The sequence below is a fragment of the Terriglobales bacterium genome (assembly GCA_035624455.1).
In the GTDB taxonomy this organism is placed as follows: domain Bacteria; phylum Acidobacteriota; class Terriglobia; order Terriglobales; family Acidobacteriaceae; genus DASPRM01.
Window position 1 is genome coordinate 13,556 of record DASPRM010000093.1, and the last position, 14,959, is coordinate 28,514.

The 14,959-nt window shown below is 57.8% G+C and carries 14 protein-coding genes and 2 tRNA genes; 9 read left to right on the forward strand and 7 right to left on the reverse strand.

Going from position 1 to position 14,959, the window contains the following annotated elements; all coding sequences use genetic code 11:
• Positions 1–111: 111 nt before the first annotated feature.
• Entirely contained in the window at positions 112–483 is a 372-nt protein-coding gene (locus tag VEG30_10045; GenBank protein HXZ80260.1) for a hypothetical protein, read from the forward strand.
• On the opposite strand, the gene VEG30_10050 is transcribed toward VEG30_10045, so the two are convergent.
• The 3 genes from VEG30_10050 to VEG30_10060 form a co-directional block, all read right to left on the reverse strand.
• Positions 480–986, reverse strand: coding sequence for a hypothetical protein (locus VEG30_10050; GenBank protein HXZ80261.1), 507 nt, complete (start codon positions 984–986; stop codon positions 480–482). The two genes, VEG30_10045 and VEG30_10050, sit on opposite strands and share 4 nt — an antisense overlap.
• Positions 987–1,239: 253 nt before the next feature.
• On the reverse strand, positions 1,240–1,587 hold the full coding sequence (locus VEG30_10055) for an STAS domain-containing protein (GenBank protein HXZ80262.1): 348 nt from the start codon (positions 1,585–1,587) through the stop codon (positions 1,240–1,242).
• Complete coding sequence (locus VEG30_10060) at positions 1,584–2,027, reverse strand: ATP-binding protein (protein HXZ80263.1); 444 nt, start codon at positions 2,025–2,027, stop codon at positions 1,584–1,586. The genes VEG30_10055 and VEG30_10060 overlap by 4 nt, the downstream gene beginning before the upstream one ends.
• A 364-nt stretch (positions 2,028–2,391) precedes the next feature.
• On the opposite strand from VEG30_10060, the gene VEG30_10065 reads away from it, so the two are divergent.
• The 5 genes from VEG30_10065 (at position 2,392) to VEG30_10085 (ending at position 8,980) form a co-directional block, all read left to right on the forward strand.
• Positions 2,392–3,633 (forward strand): CBS domain-containing protein, encoded by a 1,242-nt coding sequence (locus tag VEG30_10065; GenBank protein HXZ80264.1) that lies wholly within the window; start codon positions 2,392–2,394, stop codon positions 3,631–3,633.
• Between the two features lie 287 nt (positions 3,634–3,920).
• Positions 3,921–5,141 carry a threonine synthase gene (locus VEG30_10070; protein HXZ80265.1) on the forward strand — a complete coding sequence of 407 codons (1,221 nt, stop codon included), beginning with the start codon at positions 3,921–3,923 and terminating at the stop codon, positions 5,139–5,141.
• Positions 5,142–5,239: 98 nt separating this feature from the next.
• Positions 5,240–6,565: a DHHA1 domain-containing protein gene (locus VEG30_10075; protein HXZ80266.1), complete on the forward strand. Its 1,326-nt coding sequence runs from the start codon at positions 5,240–5,242 to the stop codon at positions 6,563–6,565.
• A gap of 142 nt (positions 6,566–6,707) precedes the next feature.
• The gene (locus VEG30_10080) at positions 6,708–7,499 is read left to right on the forward strand and encodes a hypothetical protein (protein HXZ80267.1); all 792 of its coding nucleotides are present in this window, start codon (positions 6,708–6,710) and stop codon (positions 7,497–7,499) included.
• Between the two features lie 131 nt (positions 7,500–7,630).
• Positions 7,631–8,980 (forward strand): histidine kinase, encoded by a 1,350-nt coding sequence (locus tag VEG30_10085; GenBank protein HXZ80268.1) that lies wholly within the window; start codon positions 7,631–7,633, stop codon positions 8,978–8,980.
• Here VEG30_10085 and bshA read toward each other — a convergent pair.
• Both bshA and VEG30_10095 read right to left on the reverse strand, forming a co-directional pair.
• Positions 8,950–10,092, reverse strand: a complete 1,143-nt coding sequence (gene bshA / locus VEG30_10090; protein ID HXZ80269.1) for an N-acetyl-alpha-D-glucosaminyl L-malate synthase BshA — start codon at positions 10,090–10,092, stop codon at positions 8,950–8,952. The two genes, VEG30_10085 and bshA, sit on opposite strands and share 31 nt — an antisense overlap.
• A gap of 103 nt (positions 10,093–10,195) precedes the next feature.
• Entirely contained in the window at positions 10,196–11,218 is a 1,023-nt protein-coding gene (locus tag VEG30_10095) for a ChbG/HpnK family deacetylase (GenBank protein ID HXZ80270.1), read from the reverse strand.
• 17 nt (positions 11,219–11,235) lie between these two features.
• Here VEG30_10095 and VEG30_10100 point away from each other — a divergent pair, with 17 nt between their 5' ends.
• Complete coding sequence (locus tag VEG30_10100) at positions 11,236–11,901, forward strand: GNAT family protein (GenBank protein ID HXZ80271.1); 666 nt, start codon at positions 11,236–11,238, stop codon at positions 11,899–11,901.
• Positions 11,902–11,917: 16 nt separating this feature from the next.
• Here the strand turns inward: VEG30_10100 and VEG30_10105 are convergent, their stop codons facing one another.
• Positions 11,918–13,177, reverse strand: coding sequence for a heparan-alpha-glucosaminide N-acetyltransferase domain-containing protein (locus tag VEG30_10105; GenBank protein ID HXZ80272.1), 1,260 nt, complete (start codon positions 13,175–13,177; stop codon positions 11,918–11,920).
• A 391-nt stretch (positions 13,178–13,568) separates the two neighbouring features.
• Here VEG30_10105 and VEG30_10110 point away from each other — a divergent pair.
• A tRNA-Val gene (locus tag VEG30_10110) sits at positions 13,569–13,645 on the forward strand.
• A 26-nt stretch (positions 13,646–13,671) separates the two neighbouring features.
• Positions 13,672–13,748: transfer RNA gene (locus VEG30_10115), tRNA-Asp, on the forward strand.
• 219 nt (positions 13,749–13,967) lie between these two features.
• On the opposite strand, the gene VEG30_10120 is transcribed toward VEG30_10115, so the two are convergent.
• On the reverse strand, positions 13,968–14,711 hold the full coding sequence (locus VEG30_10120) for a hypothetical protein (protein ID HXZ80273.1): 744 nt from the start codon (positions 14,709–14,711) through the stop codon (positions 13,968–13,970).
• Positions 14,712–14,959: the final 248 nt, after the last annotated feature.

Consider the following 14,959-nt stretch of genomic DNA (forward strand, 5'->3'; position numbering starts at 1 on the left):
CCCCCAACTAGCGCCGGTTTGGGAGCTGGAAGATGCACGATCTGGTTCAGCAGATATGGCTATTTGCCACAGTCGGGATTATGATAGGCGCTCCTCTGGGAGGATCTCGCCATGGCGCGGCATAGGATCCTTTCTGTCGAATACGATCGAGCCCTTCTGTGTACTCGCAACGCCCTGTTGTGGTCCGCCGGCTACCATGTAGTTGGAAGAAGTTCCTTCGATCAAGCAACCCAATCGCTGTCCACCTCCGGCTTCGAACTGATTGTGATTGGCTGCACCGTACCTCCCGAGGAGCGGTCTGCACTGATCCAGTTAGCGAAGGAGCGCATGATGAGCCCGCCGGTGCTGGTGCTGTGCAATGAGGGTGAGCCTCCGGTTCCCGGTGCAGATGCCACGGTAGCACTGCAGGGTCTAGGAGGCGCTTTCCTATCCTCAGTGGAAGGACTGCTGAGGAGTTCCCCGGCGGTCAGGGCTACGGCCTAGAACTCAGCTGGCTTTTCCTGGACATCAATGCCAAGCTCATCCGGGCCAGTCGCCTTCTTGGGTTTTGTTGTGGAACTCTTGCTGGTTTTCGCCTTTCTGAATTGTCCAGGATTGTATTTGCCTTGGCGCGCGACATCATAAGTTTTGGGCACCGGCGGCAGACTGCCTCCATGCAATTGGCGCGCATCTCTCAGGACAATTTCCGCTTTCCCCATCCATTGCTGAACCTCGCCGTGGATTTCGATGTCCTTACCCTCAAGTTCCCGGATATCTCCTACGTCACGCAGGTGTCGCGGAAAGACCACCACGGTGAAGGGGCACCTGCGGTGGTCCTCGCAGAAATCTAAGAAGAAGGCACGGCTATTGGACTGGTCAACTTTGAGCACTTTGCCGGTCACGCACGTGATTGCGCCGATTTTCTGGCCGGCGTCATTTACGGTAACGCAGCCTGCAGAGGCCAGGGACGCACTCGCGACTAGAAACAGGAAGAATCGAACAGGCATTCGCCCTGCATTCTCATGTGGCGGCAGGCTGTGGGTCAGCGACCCCAGTCACAGGAAAGGGTCACAGAGGCACAGAGTTTTTCCCATCTTGCGCCCAAAAACGGCAAAGGTAGGCCACCCGCAAGCGAGTAGAGACCCAGGACTGGCAATTGAAAGGGACCCAGTACAGTTAAAGCGAGGGATTACCCGCCGGCATAAAGATCATGCCGGTAGGGGCGCCGAAGAACCGTAAGAAATGCCACAAATCATGCCATCACTTCACAAAAGACTGAATCGCGGCGGCTTCGTCGTCCTTAATATCAAACACTGTGTACAGCTTTGTGATCTGCAGCAGATCATGCACTTTCTTGGTCAGGTTCAACAGCTTGAGTTCGCCGCCACCGTTGCGCACGGTGGTGAAGGCGCTGACCAGTTCGCCGATTCCCGAACTGTCGATGTAGGTGACGTCACCCAGGTTGAGCAAGATTTTCTTGTTCCCCTTGGTGATCAGGTCGCGGACGATATCGCGGAGCATGGTGCTGCCTTCCCCGAGGGTGATGCGGCCGCTCAGATCCACGATGGTGACGCCATCGACCTGCCGGCTACTTGACTTCATCGTCACTTGGACTCCTCCTTGCTGGCTTCTGTATTAGTGCGGTGCTTAACAAGCGTGATTTCCGTGCCCGGGTGTAACCGGCGAATGCGAACCTCGTCCATGAAGGAGCGGATGAGAAAGATACCGCGCCCCGAGGGCTTCAGCAGATTCTCCGGCGACAGCGGATCGGGGATGTCCGACGGGTCCAACCCTTTGCCCTCATCCGAGATAGTGATAACCAGCGATTCCGGGGTTCGCTCAAACTGTAGAGTTACCTTCTTATTGGGGTCGTAGGCGTTGCCGTGGTAAACGGCATTGACGGCTGCTTCGCGAACGGCCATTTCAATACGGTGGACCGCCTCCTCGTCGAAGCCGGATTCGGTCGCGATTTGGCTGGCTTTCTGCTCCGCCTGGTTCACGCTTTCTAGCGTGGAATCCAGCCTGTGGACGACCCGTTTTGCCGTCATGCTCAATTCTTAAGAAGCCTTCTACCGGATTCTGAAGCCCACTACGAATCCGGTTTGAGGGACCTTGCGCCGAGAAACTGGTAGTTTGCCTGTGCGGAGTCGAGGATGTCAAACGCGAACTTGAGCCGATTTGCGGGCGTGAGCGAGGCGGGAGCCCGCAGGCGAAATCCCGAGCCAAGCGAGGGATCTGCTGTTGTCCTTAGGTTGAGCCGATTTGCGGGCACGAGCCACGTGGGAACGGACGTCCCCCTCTGTTCAGGTCGAGCACAGCTCGACGGTGGTCCGCCGGACTCCCGCTCACGCCCGCAGATCGGCTCAAGTCAATCTGGATTCCTGGCACTGAATTTGAGTATGCTCAGCAAGCATGGCGAGTGTGGCTCTATCGGAGATCCTGGGTAGCCCGGTGACCGACCTCAGCGGCGCGACGGTGGGGCGTGTGCGCGAGCTCGCACTGGCCCCGCAAGAGGACCGTTCTCGCTTGGCGCATGTGATTGTCAAGACCAAGGAAGGAGAGCGGCTGCTGTCCTTCGCCATGATTCATGGGGTCAACGGCGGAGTGCGAGCTGCTAATTGGGCAAAGGACTGGCAGGCGCCACAGGGCACCGAAGGATTCCTGCTGCTCTCACGCGACCTCCTCGACCAGCAGGTGATCGATGTGCATGGACGCAAACTCGTCCGGGTAAACGACATCGATCTGAACGAAACCGAGGTCGACGATCACGTACAGCTTTCCATCGGAGCCGTTGATGTGGGCGCGCGTGGAGCGGTGCGCAGGCTGCTGAAGGGCCTGGTGCCGGCAGGTCTGCTGCGATCGCTGTTGGAGCGAATTCCGCAAAAAACTATCCCCTGGGAATTTGTGGATCTGATCGAGATCGACCCTGCCCGCCGCGTGAGGTTGCGCATTTCGCACGATCGCCTGGCCAAGCTGCATCCTGCTGACATTGCCGATATTGTGGAAGAACTCTCGCCCGCGGAGCGCGAAGCGGTTTTCGAGACGCTGGACGAAGAAGTGGCCGCCGGAGCCCTGGAGGAGGTGGATCCCAAGCTGCAGCGGTCCATTGTGGAGTCGCTCGATACGGATCGCGCGGCTGACATCGTGGAGGAGATGGATCCCGGGGCTGCCGCCGATCTGCTCAGCGATCTGCCAGAGGAGACTTCGGAAATCATTCTGGAGGAAATGGAACCGGAGCCGCGGGAGGAAGTCTCCGAACTCCTAGAACATGAGGAAAACACCGCCGCCAGGCAAATGACCACCCAGTATATGGCGCTGCCCCCTGCGGCCACGGTCCACGACGCCATCGAGATGATGCGCAACTTCGAAGGCGGCGTGGAGAGCGTCATGACCATCTTCCTGCTGGAGAATGGTGAGAAGCTGGTAGGCGCGGTGCCTCTGCCCAAGATCGTGCTCGCCAAGCCCGAAACCAGACTCAAAGAGCTCAGCCAGGAGCCTCTGGTCACGGTTCATGTCGACAAAAAGGAGAAGAAAGTCGCCGAGCTCTTCGATAAATACAACCTGCTCACGCTGCCGGTGGTCGATGATGAAGGTCGCCTCACAGGCGTGATCACTGCTGACGATGTGATTTCCATGCTGCGGGAGCGGGAATAGTAGAATCCGATGCCTGACTGCAATGCCGTGTGCGTCATTTCCCGTCCATCCAACTCCATCGGAAAATCCGAGAATACTCTTCAGCTGTCATCCTGAGCGACGGCCGGGCAAAAGGTCCCCGGCCCGAGTCGAAGGACCTGGTGTTTGACCGAGCCGAAGAGCCCCTGCATTCAACTCCCCTTCAACTGCATCAGCATGGATGCTCCGCTGACTCGCCTTCTCTCCACATTTGCGTTAGCCATGGGCGGATCCTGCGCTTAAGAATCCAGGTGGTAAACTTCCGACCGATGGCCAAAATCCTGTATCTGGAGTGCACCAAGTGCTCGGAAAAGATCAGTGCTGACCGGCCGCAGACTGTGTGTCCAAAAGATGGAGGCTCGCTCTACGTACGCTACGATTTGCAGGCTTTGAAAGGGAGCTTCAAGCGCGAGTCTTTGGCAGGGCGGGTTGCTAGCATGTGGCGATACCGGGAGGTTCTGCCAGACGTGCAGCCCGTCACCCTGGGCGAGGGTTTCACGCCAATGCTGCCAGGCAGGGGCACGCCGCATGTCTTTATTAAGGATGAGGGATTGAATCCAACCGGATCATTTAAGGCTCGTGGGCTCTGCGCTGCCGTGACCATGGCCAAGGCATATGGCCTGAAGAAGCTTGCAATTCCTTCGGCCGGCAACGCTGCAAGTGCGCTGACGTGCTACGCCGCTGCCGCCAGAATTAAAGCGCACATCTTCATGCCGAAGGATGTGCCGGCCGCGAATCTGGTGGAATGCCAGCAATATGGAGCGGAAATCCTGCTGGTGGATGGCTTGATCAGCGATTGTGCGCGCATGGTGCAGGAGGGCCGCGATACAGAAGGCTGGTTCGATGTCTCCACGCTGAAAGAGCCGTTTCGCGTGGAAGGGAAGAAGACCATGGGCTACGAGGTGGCGGAGCAGCTCGACTGGAAGCTGCCGGACGCGATTTTCTATCCCACCGGCGGCGGCGTGGGTCTGATCGGAATGTGGAAGGCGTTTGAAGAGATGGAAGTCCTGGGGTGGATCGGCCCGGAACGGCCGAAAATGATAGCCGTCCAGGCTGCCGGGTGTGCCCCTATTCCCAAGGCGTGGGAAGAAAAGAAAGCGGTCTCGGAATTCTGGCCTGACGCCACCACGGTCGCTGCCGGCCTCAGGGTTCCGAAGGCATATGCCGACTATCTGATCCTCGACATTCTTAGGAAGAGCGGCGGAACTGCCGTGGCCGTAAGTGATGATGAAATCATCCGTGCGGTAAAGGATTGGGCATCGCAAGAGGGGATTTTTGCCGCACCTGAGGGAGCGGCTTCGCTCGCCGCCTATCGCAAGCTGATAGCGTCAGGCTTCCTGAAGTCCACAGATAAGGTAGTGTTGTTTAACACCGGATCCGGGCTGAAGTACATCGACGTGATTAGCAGCTATAAGCAGAAGCCAGCCAGCGATAGAACCGGGGCTGAGACAAAGCGCAAGCGGGTGGGTGGCATTATTCAACCTTATTAAGTGCGATCCGAGGCCGGGTGAAATTAATGACGACCTGAGATCGGAAACGAACATCTTCAAACCATCCCACCTGACGGCGCCAGGCAGAGAGTTTGTCGATGACAGACCGCTTGTACTACACGGACTCATTCCTTCAGGAATTTACGGCACAGATTCGCGAACTTGTGCAGGTGGATGGGACGCCTGCGTTGATCCTCGATCGCACCGCCTTTTATCCAACCAGCGGAGGACAACGCTGCGATACCGGCATGCTTCGCGTGACGCTGCGGGGAAGTGAGCCGGCTGAGCTTCGGGTAGTCCAGGTGGGAGAGAACGGCGCAGGCGATGTTGTTCACATATTGCAAGGATCGGCCGCCGAACTCGAAGCAGGTCTTCCGGTCGAGGGGCGTATCGATATTGAGCGGCGCCGTGATCACATTCAGCAGCATTCCGGCCAACACGTATTATCGGCAGCATTCATCACGCTCTTTGATATCCCGACCGTCTCTTTTCACATGGGGGAGGATGTCTGTACCATCGATCTGGCAACTCAGCGTATCACTGCTGAGCAGCGAACGAAGGCTGAGGAATTGGCGAATCGGATCGTATGGGAAAACCGGCCCGTAGCAATCAGCTTTGTGGACCTGGAGCGAGCAAGGGATATGGGGGTGCGGAAGCTTCCTGCTCTGGGCAAGATTGCAGCGAAAACCAGCAAGGGCGAGCCGGGCGGAAATGCGGGGGATGAGTCGGAGGGTGCTTTGATCCAAGGCGGCCACCAGCTGCGATTGATCGACATAGGCGGGTTCGACCTGAATGCCTGCGGGGGCACTCACGTGGCCAGCACAGCGCAGATCGGTCCTATCTTGATCCGAAAGACTGAGAAAATCGCGCGCGGAGTGCGGGTGGAATTTGTTTGTGGCGATCGAGCGCTTAAGGCCATGCAGCGGGATTTTCAGGTACTGACAGAGGCGGCGGCAGTATTCTCTACCCATCTTTGGGAAGTACCGCAACAGGCGCGGAAGTCGCTCGACGACTTGAAGGCGGCCCAGAAAGCGAATCAGCGACTATCTGGGGAACTGGCCGAAGTCTGGGCAGAGATGATCTACCGAGAAGCCCCGGATAAGGACGGCTATAAGGTGGTGAAGAGAGTTTTTCCCGATCGGGATTTGGCGTTCACAAAAATCCTGGCGCAGAAGCTGGCGAAACATCCTCGCGTGCTTATCCTGTTGGGAACGACCGCGGCGCAACCCTCGGTGGTCTTTGCGCGATCGCAGGATCTTTCGGTGGATGTGTCGCTGCTGATGAAAGAGGTGTTGGCGGGAATGCATGGACGTGGTGGCGGCAGCCCCGATCTGGCCCAGGGAGGGCTGGCGAGCGCCGATCAAGTGAATGCCGTAGTCGATGCTGCCGCAGAGAAGAGCGACGGGCTGCTACGTCGGAGCTGAGCCTGGCCTACCTCATCCGAGTGGCTTTGCCATCAGGTATTCCAAGTATGGTGAGGGCTCTGAAAAAAGATCAGAATAACAACAGTTCTTTCGGACACAATCCTCATGGAAATCGCGGCCTTGGCCGAGAAGGAGATACCTGATGCAACCTGTCACCGGAATCTTTTCGTCGCAGGATGATGCCCGGCGGTCCATCGCGAGTCTGCGCTCAACCGGCATTCCAACTGAAAAAATCATTTTGTTGACTCCGGGAGACTTGCAAACGGGGCCGGAGTCGGTGCCTACCGACGCCGCAGAGCAGCCCGGTATGGGGAAGGCGATCGGGGCGGTGATAGGCGCGGCTGGGGGGCTGTCCGCCGGAGGTTTGCTGGCGGCTGCCGTCATACCTGGGGTTGGGCCGGTTACGGCAGTTGGAGTGCTCGGCGCCGCGGTGCTCGCTGCTTCGGGCGCCACAGTCGGAGCGGCGACCGGAGGCGCACTAGAGAATTTCACCACGACGGGATTACCCGAGGACGAGTTATTTGTCTATGAAGACGCTCTTCGCAAAGGGCGTTCCGTGGTGATCGTTATTACGGAAGATGGACATGACGCCGCCCCCATTCGGGAATTGCTGGAGGTGGAGGGAGCGGAGGCCGTCGATGCGGCGCGACAGCAGTGGTGGATCGGCTTGCAAGGCGCGGAACGCGAGCATTACTCGGCATCCGGCAGAGACTTCCAAAACGACGAAAAGTTCTATCGTCTCGGCTTTGAAACTGCTTTGCATGCCAGGCACCGCTGCCAGGAATTCGATCAAGTCTCGGCAGAGATGGCCAACAGAGTGGAGGAAATGCAACGTCAGCACCCGGGCGCTGACGTGGCCGAAGCCTTTGCCCGCGGCTACGAGCGCGGCCGTGAGTATTACCAGAATCTGTGCGACGAATCCGAGGCCGCCTGATAAGACTCGACAAAAGCCACGCGGCCGGAATACTCATCCCCCAACCGCGATGAGCGAGCTCAGCGGTTCTGCCTGCGATTTCGATAGAGCCCTGTTCTGCAGACGATAAGCGGGGTTACACTTGTTTGCGGATGGACAAGCTGATCCTGATTTCGCTGTTGATCAAGCTGGGCGTGGCCGCCGCGGTGGGCAGTGCGCTGGTGCGATCGCGCGAATTCCAGAGGCTCCTCTTCCACGAAGACCGCACTTTCAGTCAGACCATATATCTGGCAATCTTCATGTCCGTGCCGTTTGCTTTGGGCGTGCTCGTTCGGGCGAGCACTCCTAATTTCCTCGCGGCGGATCTTTCATTCGAAGCGGCCGTACTCATGGGAGTTGTGGGTGGACCGCTTGCCGGTGCTCTGGGTGGATTGCTGTTGGCAATTCCAGCGGTCATGCATGCGGAGTGGCTCAGTCTGCCCTTCAACATCCTGGTAGGACTCACCATGGGGCTGCTGAGGACCGGGGCAACCGACCGGGATCTGATTTGGTCCTTCTCCCCGTTTGTTGACCTCAATATCTACCGTTGGATACGCAAACTTTTTCCCCGCCCCCGCTTGGACTGGCAGATCACGCTTTTTCTGGTGATCATTGCGCTGCGTCTTCTGGGCATCGAGTTGGCGAGATGGCGCCCGGGATTTCTTTTCACCCTCGACAGCCGGAATCTTTGGGTGCAAGTCGCGAATTTCGCGAGCACGATCTTTTGCATCGGCATCCCGCTCAAGATCTGGAACAACACCCGCATCGAGTTGAAGCTGGAAGAGCAGGAGCGATTGCTGCTGCAGGCACGCATGGAAGCGCTGCAGAGCCAGATCAATCCTCATTTTCTGTTTAATACTCTGAACTCTGTATCCTCCTTGGTCCGCTTCGATCCGGACACGGCCCGCGAACTGATCGTGAAGCTGGCCAACATCTTGCGCCGGCTTTTACGCAAAGCGGATGCATTTGTGCAACTGCGCGAGGAAATCGAATTCATCGACGACTACCTGGACATCGAGGTCGTTCGCTTTGGCCACGACAAGTTGCAGGTCATCAAGCAGCTCGATCCGGCCTCGCTCGATGCCCTGGTCCCCAGCATGGTGCTGCAGCCGCTGGTGGAAAATTCGATCAAGCACGGCTTGGGTCCGAAAATCGAAGGTGGATCGATTGTCATTCGAAGTGCGCTGCACGGCGGCACGCTGGTGATTCAGGTTCAGGACGATGGGGTGGGGATGAGCGATGGCTTCCTGGAACGTCCCACAGGATTTGGAGGCACCGGGATTGGCATGGCCAATGTTTCGGAGCGGCTGCGGGTCCTTTATGGCGACTCGGCGAAAATGGTGGTCAACAACAATCCTTCCGGCGGAACCCTGGTTGAGCTGATCATTCCGATTTTCGCCGGGGAAGAGGTCTCTCCCGCAGCCAATCCAGTTCAAGCAGCCCGATCCAGCACTCTGCGGTAAAACTCCTCGTATTGGGGAATGATTTTGCTGTGGCAGAAGCGGCTCATGGCTGCTGCTCTGGCCCGCTGTCCCGTCTGCCGTAGGCGCGGCTCATCACCGAGAATATCCACCGCCTGGCGTGCCATGGTCTCGACGTCCCCGACTTTGGCCAGAAAGCCAGTGCGCCCATCCTCGATCACTTCCGGGATTCCTCCCACTCCGGTCGCGACCGGCACGACCTCGCACGCCATTGCTTCCAGGGCTGCAAGCCCGAACGACTCCAGTTCGCTGGGTAACAGCATCACGTCAGCGAGGGCGAGCTTTTCGTGAACCAGGTCCTGCTTGCCCAGGAATATGATGCGCTTGTGAATTCCTTTATCCATTGCCATCCACTCGGCGCGGGAGCGGTCGGGTCCATCGCCGATCAGCAGCAGCCGCGACGGAATCTGTTTCTGTACCCGGTCGAAAATTTCAATCACGTCCCAGATGCGCTTTACCGGACGGAAGTTAGAGAGGTGAACCAGCAGACGTTCGTTCGCGTCCGCGAACTCAGACCGGCGGCGCTCCCAGCCGGGGTCGCGGCGGTAAACGTCGCAGTTGACGAAGTTGTAGATGACCTCCACCTGATTCTGAACTTTGAATTCCGCGTAGGTGCGGTCGCGCAGATAGTTGGAGATGGCAGTTACGCCGTCACTTTGCTCGATGGAGAAGCGGGTTATGGGCAAGTAGGAGCGATCCGCTCCGACCAGTGTGATGTCGGTTCCATGCAGGGTAGTCACAAATGGCAAGCGCCTGGCCTTGGGCCCCGATCCGATCATCTGCTTGGCGAGCAGCGCGCTCACCGAATGCGGGATCGCATAGTGAACGTGTAACAGATCAAGCCCGTAGATCTGGGCCACTTCCGCCATGCGGGTAGCCAGCGCAAGGTCATATGGGGGGTAGTCAAACAGCGGATAGTGCGAAACCTCGACCTGATGGTAGTAGATGTTCGGCTGGTGCTCGCGCAGGCGAAAGGGCTGAGAATAAGTGATGAAGTGGATCTCGTGGCCAAGCTGGGCAAGCTCAATCCCCAGTTCGGTGGCAACCACTCCGCTTCCGCCATAAGTGGGATAGCAGGTAATTCCGATCTTCAAATCGGCGCTCCCCGATGCTGTAAAGGATTCGATTTGCGCCACGGCTCTGGGATTCAGTTTTAGCCCTCACCCCTTCTTTTCTGATGAGTGCTCACAAGCCATCTCATGGACGAGCTGGAGGAGCGCCGCTAGGGCCGCGGTCATTTGTGACGTTCCGAATGTTTTCTGCCACGAGCTGCGTGTAACTGAGCAGTTGGATACCCTCGTCGCGCACCAGCTCCCGCGCCATCTGCGAAGTTAGCACCCGCAGTTCCAGCTCGCGAGACTCGCGCAGGCGGGTTCTCACGTGGTCGAGTTCGGGGTCATGGTAGCCCGGGTGGCAGACGAATTCCCAGGTCCCCTCTGGAACAGAGCAGAGGATGGCGCGAAACAGCTTCTCATCCAGCGATCCGGTAGCGACAACGCCGAAGCTGCCATCGGTGGTAATCATTCCTTGGTCGGCAACCTGCCGGCGAAATTGGTCGGCATAGCGGCGCAAAACCTTAGTTTCCGTGTACCTCGTCCATAAGCGCGGACGGCGCACGAGATGAGCCCACGCCAGCGGGCGGATAGGGACGAACGGGTTCCGCACAGCATGAACGTTACACTTCGCGGCAGCTCGAAGGAGGGGGGAAGCGACCGCAGGAAACAGATGGACATGCTTATGACTATCGATATGAGAAACCGCCAAGCCTGCCGATTGCAAACGCCGGATTTGTGCTTCCGCTTCATCTTCTATTTGCCGCTGGTCGAGGCGTCCGGTCATTGCTGCGCGCGCAAAGCCTGGCAGGCTGGAGCGAAAATGTGGCGATGCGGGATTGGGATTGCGGCTGGCTTCCGGCGCAAGCAAGCTTCTGACCCGCTCGGCAGGTAGGAGCGGCGATCCGTCGATTAATACGAGGTGACAGCCGACGCTTAGCCCCGGCTGCGAGCGCGCAATCTCGACCGCATTGCCAAGCGCCGCGCCATTGGCCATTAGGGTGCTCGAGGTGACGATGCCATGTTCATGAGCTTCGGCGATGCCCCGGTTGACTCCTGGAGTCAGCCCGAAGTCATCGGCATTGATTACAAGTCGGCGCACCGAAAAGAGAATAACAGTGATGCGCAAGCGTGTGACCTGTGCGCCTGTATCGGTGGACGGTCGCACCTCCGAAGCAGCCGAAGTTGCCGGACGCAACCTTGACGTTGCATAGTAGCTCCATGGGAACGGATGGGATTGTGCTGCAGGGAAAAGTTATTCGTCTCGAGCCGCTCGGACATCACCATGTCGATGGGCTGGTGGCTGCTGCCGCAGCCGATCCCTCACTGTATCAGTGGACCCCCGTCCCACAAAGTAAGGCCGAGGCCGCCAAATACATCGATACCGCCCTCGCCTGGCAAGACGAAGGAACCGCGCTGCCCTTTGCGACCGTGCGCATAACTGACGGCCAGGTGATCGGTTCCACCCGATTCTGGAATGTCGAGCGCTGGTCGTGGCCCGACCGGCACCCCAGAAAAAATGACCGCGGCACACCTGATGTTTGTGAGATCGGCTACACCTGGCTGACGCCTTCTGCCATCCGGACCGCCGCCAACACTGAAGCTAAGCTGCTCATGCTGTCGCACGCCTTCGAGACCTGGAAGGTGCTTCGCGTCTGTTTTCACACCGACGCGCGAAACCAGCGCTCGCGCGCCGCGCTGGAACGCATCGGAGGACAATTCGAAGGAATTCTTCGCGCTCACAAAATAGCCGTGGACCACACCGCTCGCGACTCCGCCCGATATTCCATCGTGGCAGAAGAATGGCCTGAGGTGAAGCAAAAGCTGCTTCAGATGATGGATCGAGCGTAAGCATGTCAGGGATGGCTCAGAGATAGCTAAGCCACCAATCCTTGCGTCGCTCTTTAAGTCGCATGAACCAGCGGCAAGGGAAGTAGAGGATTGCCACCACGGTCAGCCACATCAGGTAGATGAATGGCAGATTGTGCCCGTAACCAGGCGGCGGAGAGGAAAGGAAAGCTCCACCATGCAGCAGCCAGGAAACGGGCTGGTGGAATAAGAGCCCTACGCCCACGGCCATGAGATGGATGAGATAAATGTGCAAAACGTAATAGAACATCGGCACGCGGCCAAAGACCAGAAGTACTCTGCCCAGACGACCGGACGGATTTAAACATTCAAAGCCGGCGAGAAGTATTAGCGACGGTCCAAGCGTCATCAGCAGGTATTGCAAAGAGGGCGGGTATTTCTCAGTGTTGAAGAATGAGATTACCGTCAAGCTGAGCGAGTGCTGAACCTGCCAGGGTCCGGCGGAAAAGGGAAAGCCAAAACCAAGTCCGGCGGGACTGTTGCCGTAGAGATTCAGGCCACGCAGCATTAAGAACGTAAGCGTCAAGGCGAGGCCGAGCCGGAAAAACACCCTCCGCCGTTCCTCGGGCGGCTTCGTCACTAACGCGCCAAAGCAGTAACCCGCAGCCATGACGCCTACCCAGGGAATAAGAGGATAAAGAATGAAAAAGCCCGTTTGCGGAGGCTTAATCAGGTAAAAACCGGGAACGTGCAGAGTCAGCCATACCCACGAATATCTGCCGAAACTGGCTGGATTGATGGGATCCAGCAAATTGTGAGTAGCGATCATTCCCAAACTCAGCACCGCAATTGCGGGGAAGGGGAGGCGCACGATGGCCGCCATCAGGACCATGCTCCAGCCCAGCGCCCAGATCACGATCGCAGCACCTCCGACATGAGGCACGAAGGTCCAGCCAAACCAAATCACCGTCAGCTCAAGCAACACGAGCCACAGTCCGCGGGTCCAGAGGAAGCGCGAGATCTGGCTGAGTGACTTGCCACGCGTGCTCGACAAATAAACTCCCGTCCCGGCGAGGAAGAAGAAAATCGGTGCGCAGAAATGCGTGATCCATCGTGTAAAGAACAGTGCCCCGTAGGTCTGGCTGAGGAGTTCGGGTGGAAACCGCAGATGAGTTAGAAAATCACGGGTATGATCGAGTGCCATCAGTACCATGGCCAGGCCCCGGAGCATGTCCACCGAGACAACGCGCGTGCTGGCGCCTGTCGCGCGCGTGACGACCGCGGACTCGCTGATTCGAATTGGGGTGGAGACGGTCACTCGTCTGTAATTTATCTCTCGACAGCGGCGGATTGCGGGAGCTGACTGCAATCCACGAAAGTCTGACTTATGAGAGCCCCACGTCAACGCGGCCGTTGATCAATGCTAAGCAGCGTGGGTACCAAGTGGCAAGTGTGCCGGTGACAAATGCAGGAAATGTTGGGACGGGAAGGGGACCGATCGCCAGGGGCATGAGCCCGATGGTCGCCCCTAAGCCTCGCCGCGTGCTACCGGGTGGGGCAATAGCTCTTGCCATGGGCGCTTGTGCCTCGACTGGCCCGCGCGGTTGAGCGCTGATGCCGCGTGGCAAATTGACCAACTTTTCTGCCCTCACGTATACTGAATTGCTGTCCCTCTGTCCCTGTGAGATTCTGAGGAGAGAAGGCACAGAGGGCGGTTAGCTCAGCTGGTTAGAGCGCCTGCCTTACAAGCAGGAGGTCGCAGGTTCGAGTCCTGCACTGCCCACCATTCCGCCGACGGTTCACCCGAAAAGCGGGGACGTAGTTCAGTTGGTTAGAACGCTGCCCTGTCACGGCAGAGGTCGCGAGTTCGAGTCTCGTCGTCCCCGCCATTTCCCTCAATAACCTATAAAGAGGAAAAAGGCCGAAACAAAATTTCCCCACAAAACTCACTTGTAACAGGCGATTACACCAGCTTGCGCCGTCTGTTTGCCTGTTGGCCAAGGTCAATGAGTGAAATCGGGGGATATTTCGACAATTGACGGGCGCGGCGCGTCCCCCTGCATTTTCAGAGCAGAGCGTTGGGATGACTGTGGGGTGCGTTCCTTATGCTACTGGCCAAGGTGTGTCAGCGCAGAGCGGAGGGGAGCGCTCGAGATCTGAATCAGACCGCCAAAAGGCGAATACATCTCCAGGATAAGAAAGATCGCGCCAGAAACCGACAACGCAGCAGCCATGAGGCTAGCGATGGTGGTCAGGTTGTGAGGTGCGAACAGGCCGAAGCTGACGAAAACCACAGTAAGCCAGAAGACCATGATTACCAGCAAGGGCTTGGAAACCGAGGCATTTCCCTGCGCGTACATCAACCAGCGGATTCGCCCGACACTAATCGCAATATTGAGCGCCTGAGCTTGAAGCGAGCGTTGCTTGTCGTCTTTGGGCGAGAGTCCCTGAATTTTTTCGAGGAGAGCCTCAGAGGTTCCTAGCGCTTCCGACCGTGTGCCTTCCCGCGGCCAGAGTCGTTCAAGCTGCCTGAGAACGGCGCCACGCAGCACCTCGCGTGCTTCGTTCGTCTCCGGCCCATAATGGGCCAGCAGGCGATCCAGCGCCACGATGTCGGCCGAAATCTGGTTCAGTTCGGCGCCCTGGGTGTCGTAGAAGCTTTTTGCCGAAGAGACTAGCAAACCAAGAACCAGTGCAGACATAGTGGAGACCAACGCCATGCCCAGTTTCACCGTGTCCTTCGAATCAGCACTGAGATGGTGCTGGGGCAGCACACCCCGAAGAAGCATGCCAGCCAATGCGCCTCCGAACACACAGGCGAACGCGATCACGCTGATTGCAAAGGAACTCATGGTTCAGGTCTCCTTAAGCCCTAGCCAAACTTGGGGCTTCAGTCGAACCAGAATTGTAAGCTCACCGCTTGTCGCAGCCTCGAATGGTTATTGGTGTTGTAAACAGGCGATTTCGCAGGTTTGCGCCGTTTCTTCGCCCTAAGCGTTGCGCTCAAGAGCCTCCGCCATCCAAACGAGAAGTCCTTCAGTTGATTGACTTGCAAATCGCGACATTACGTCAGCAATCATCTCTGGATTCTTTCCAACTT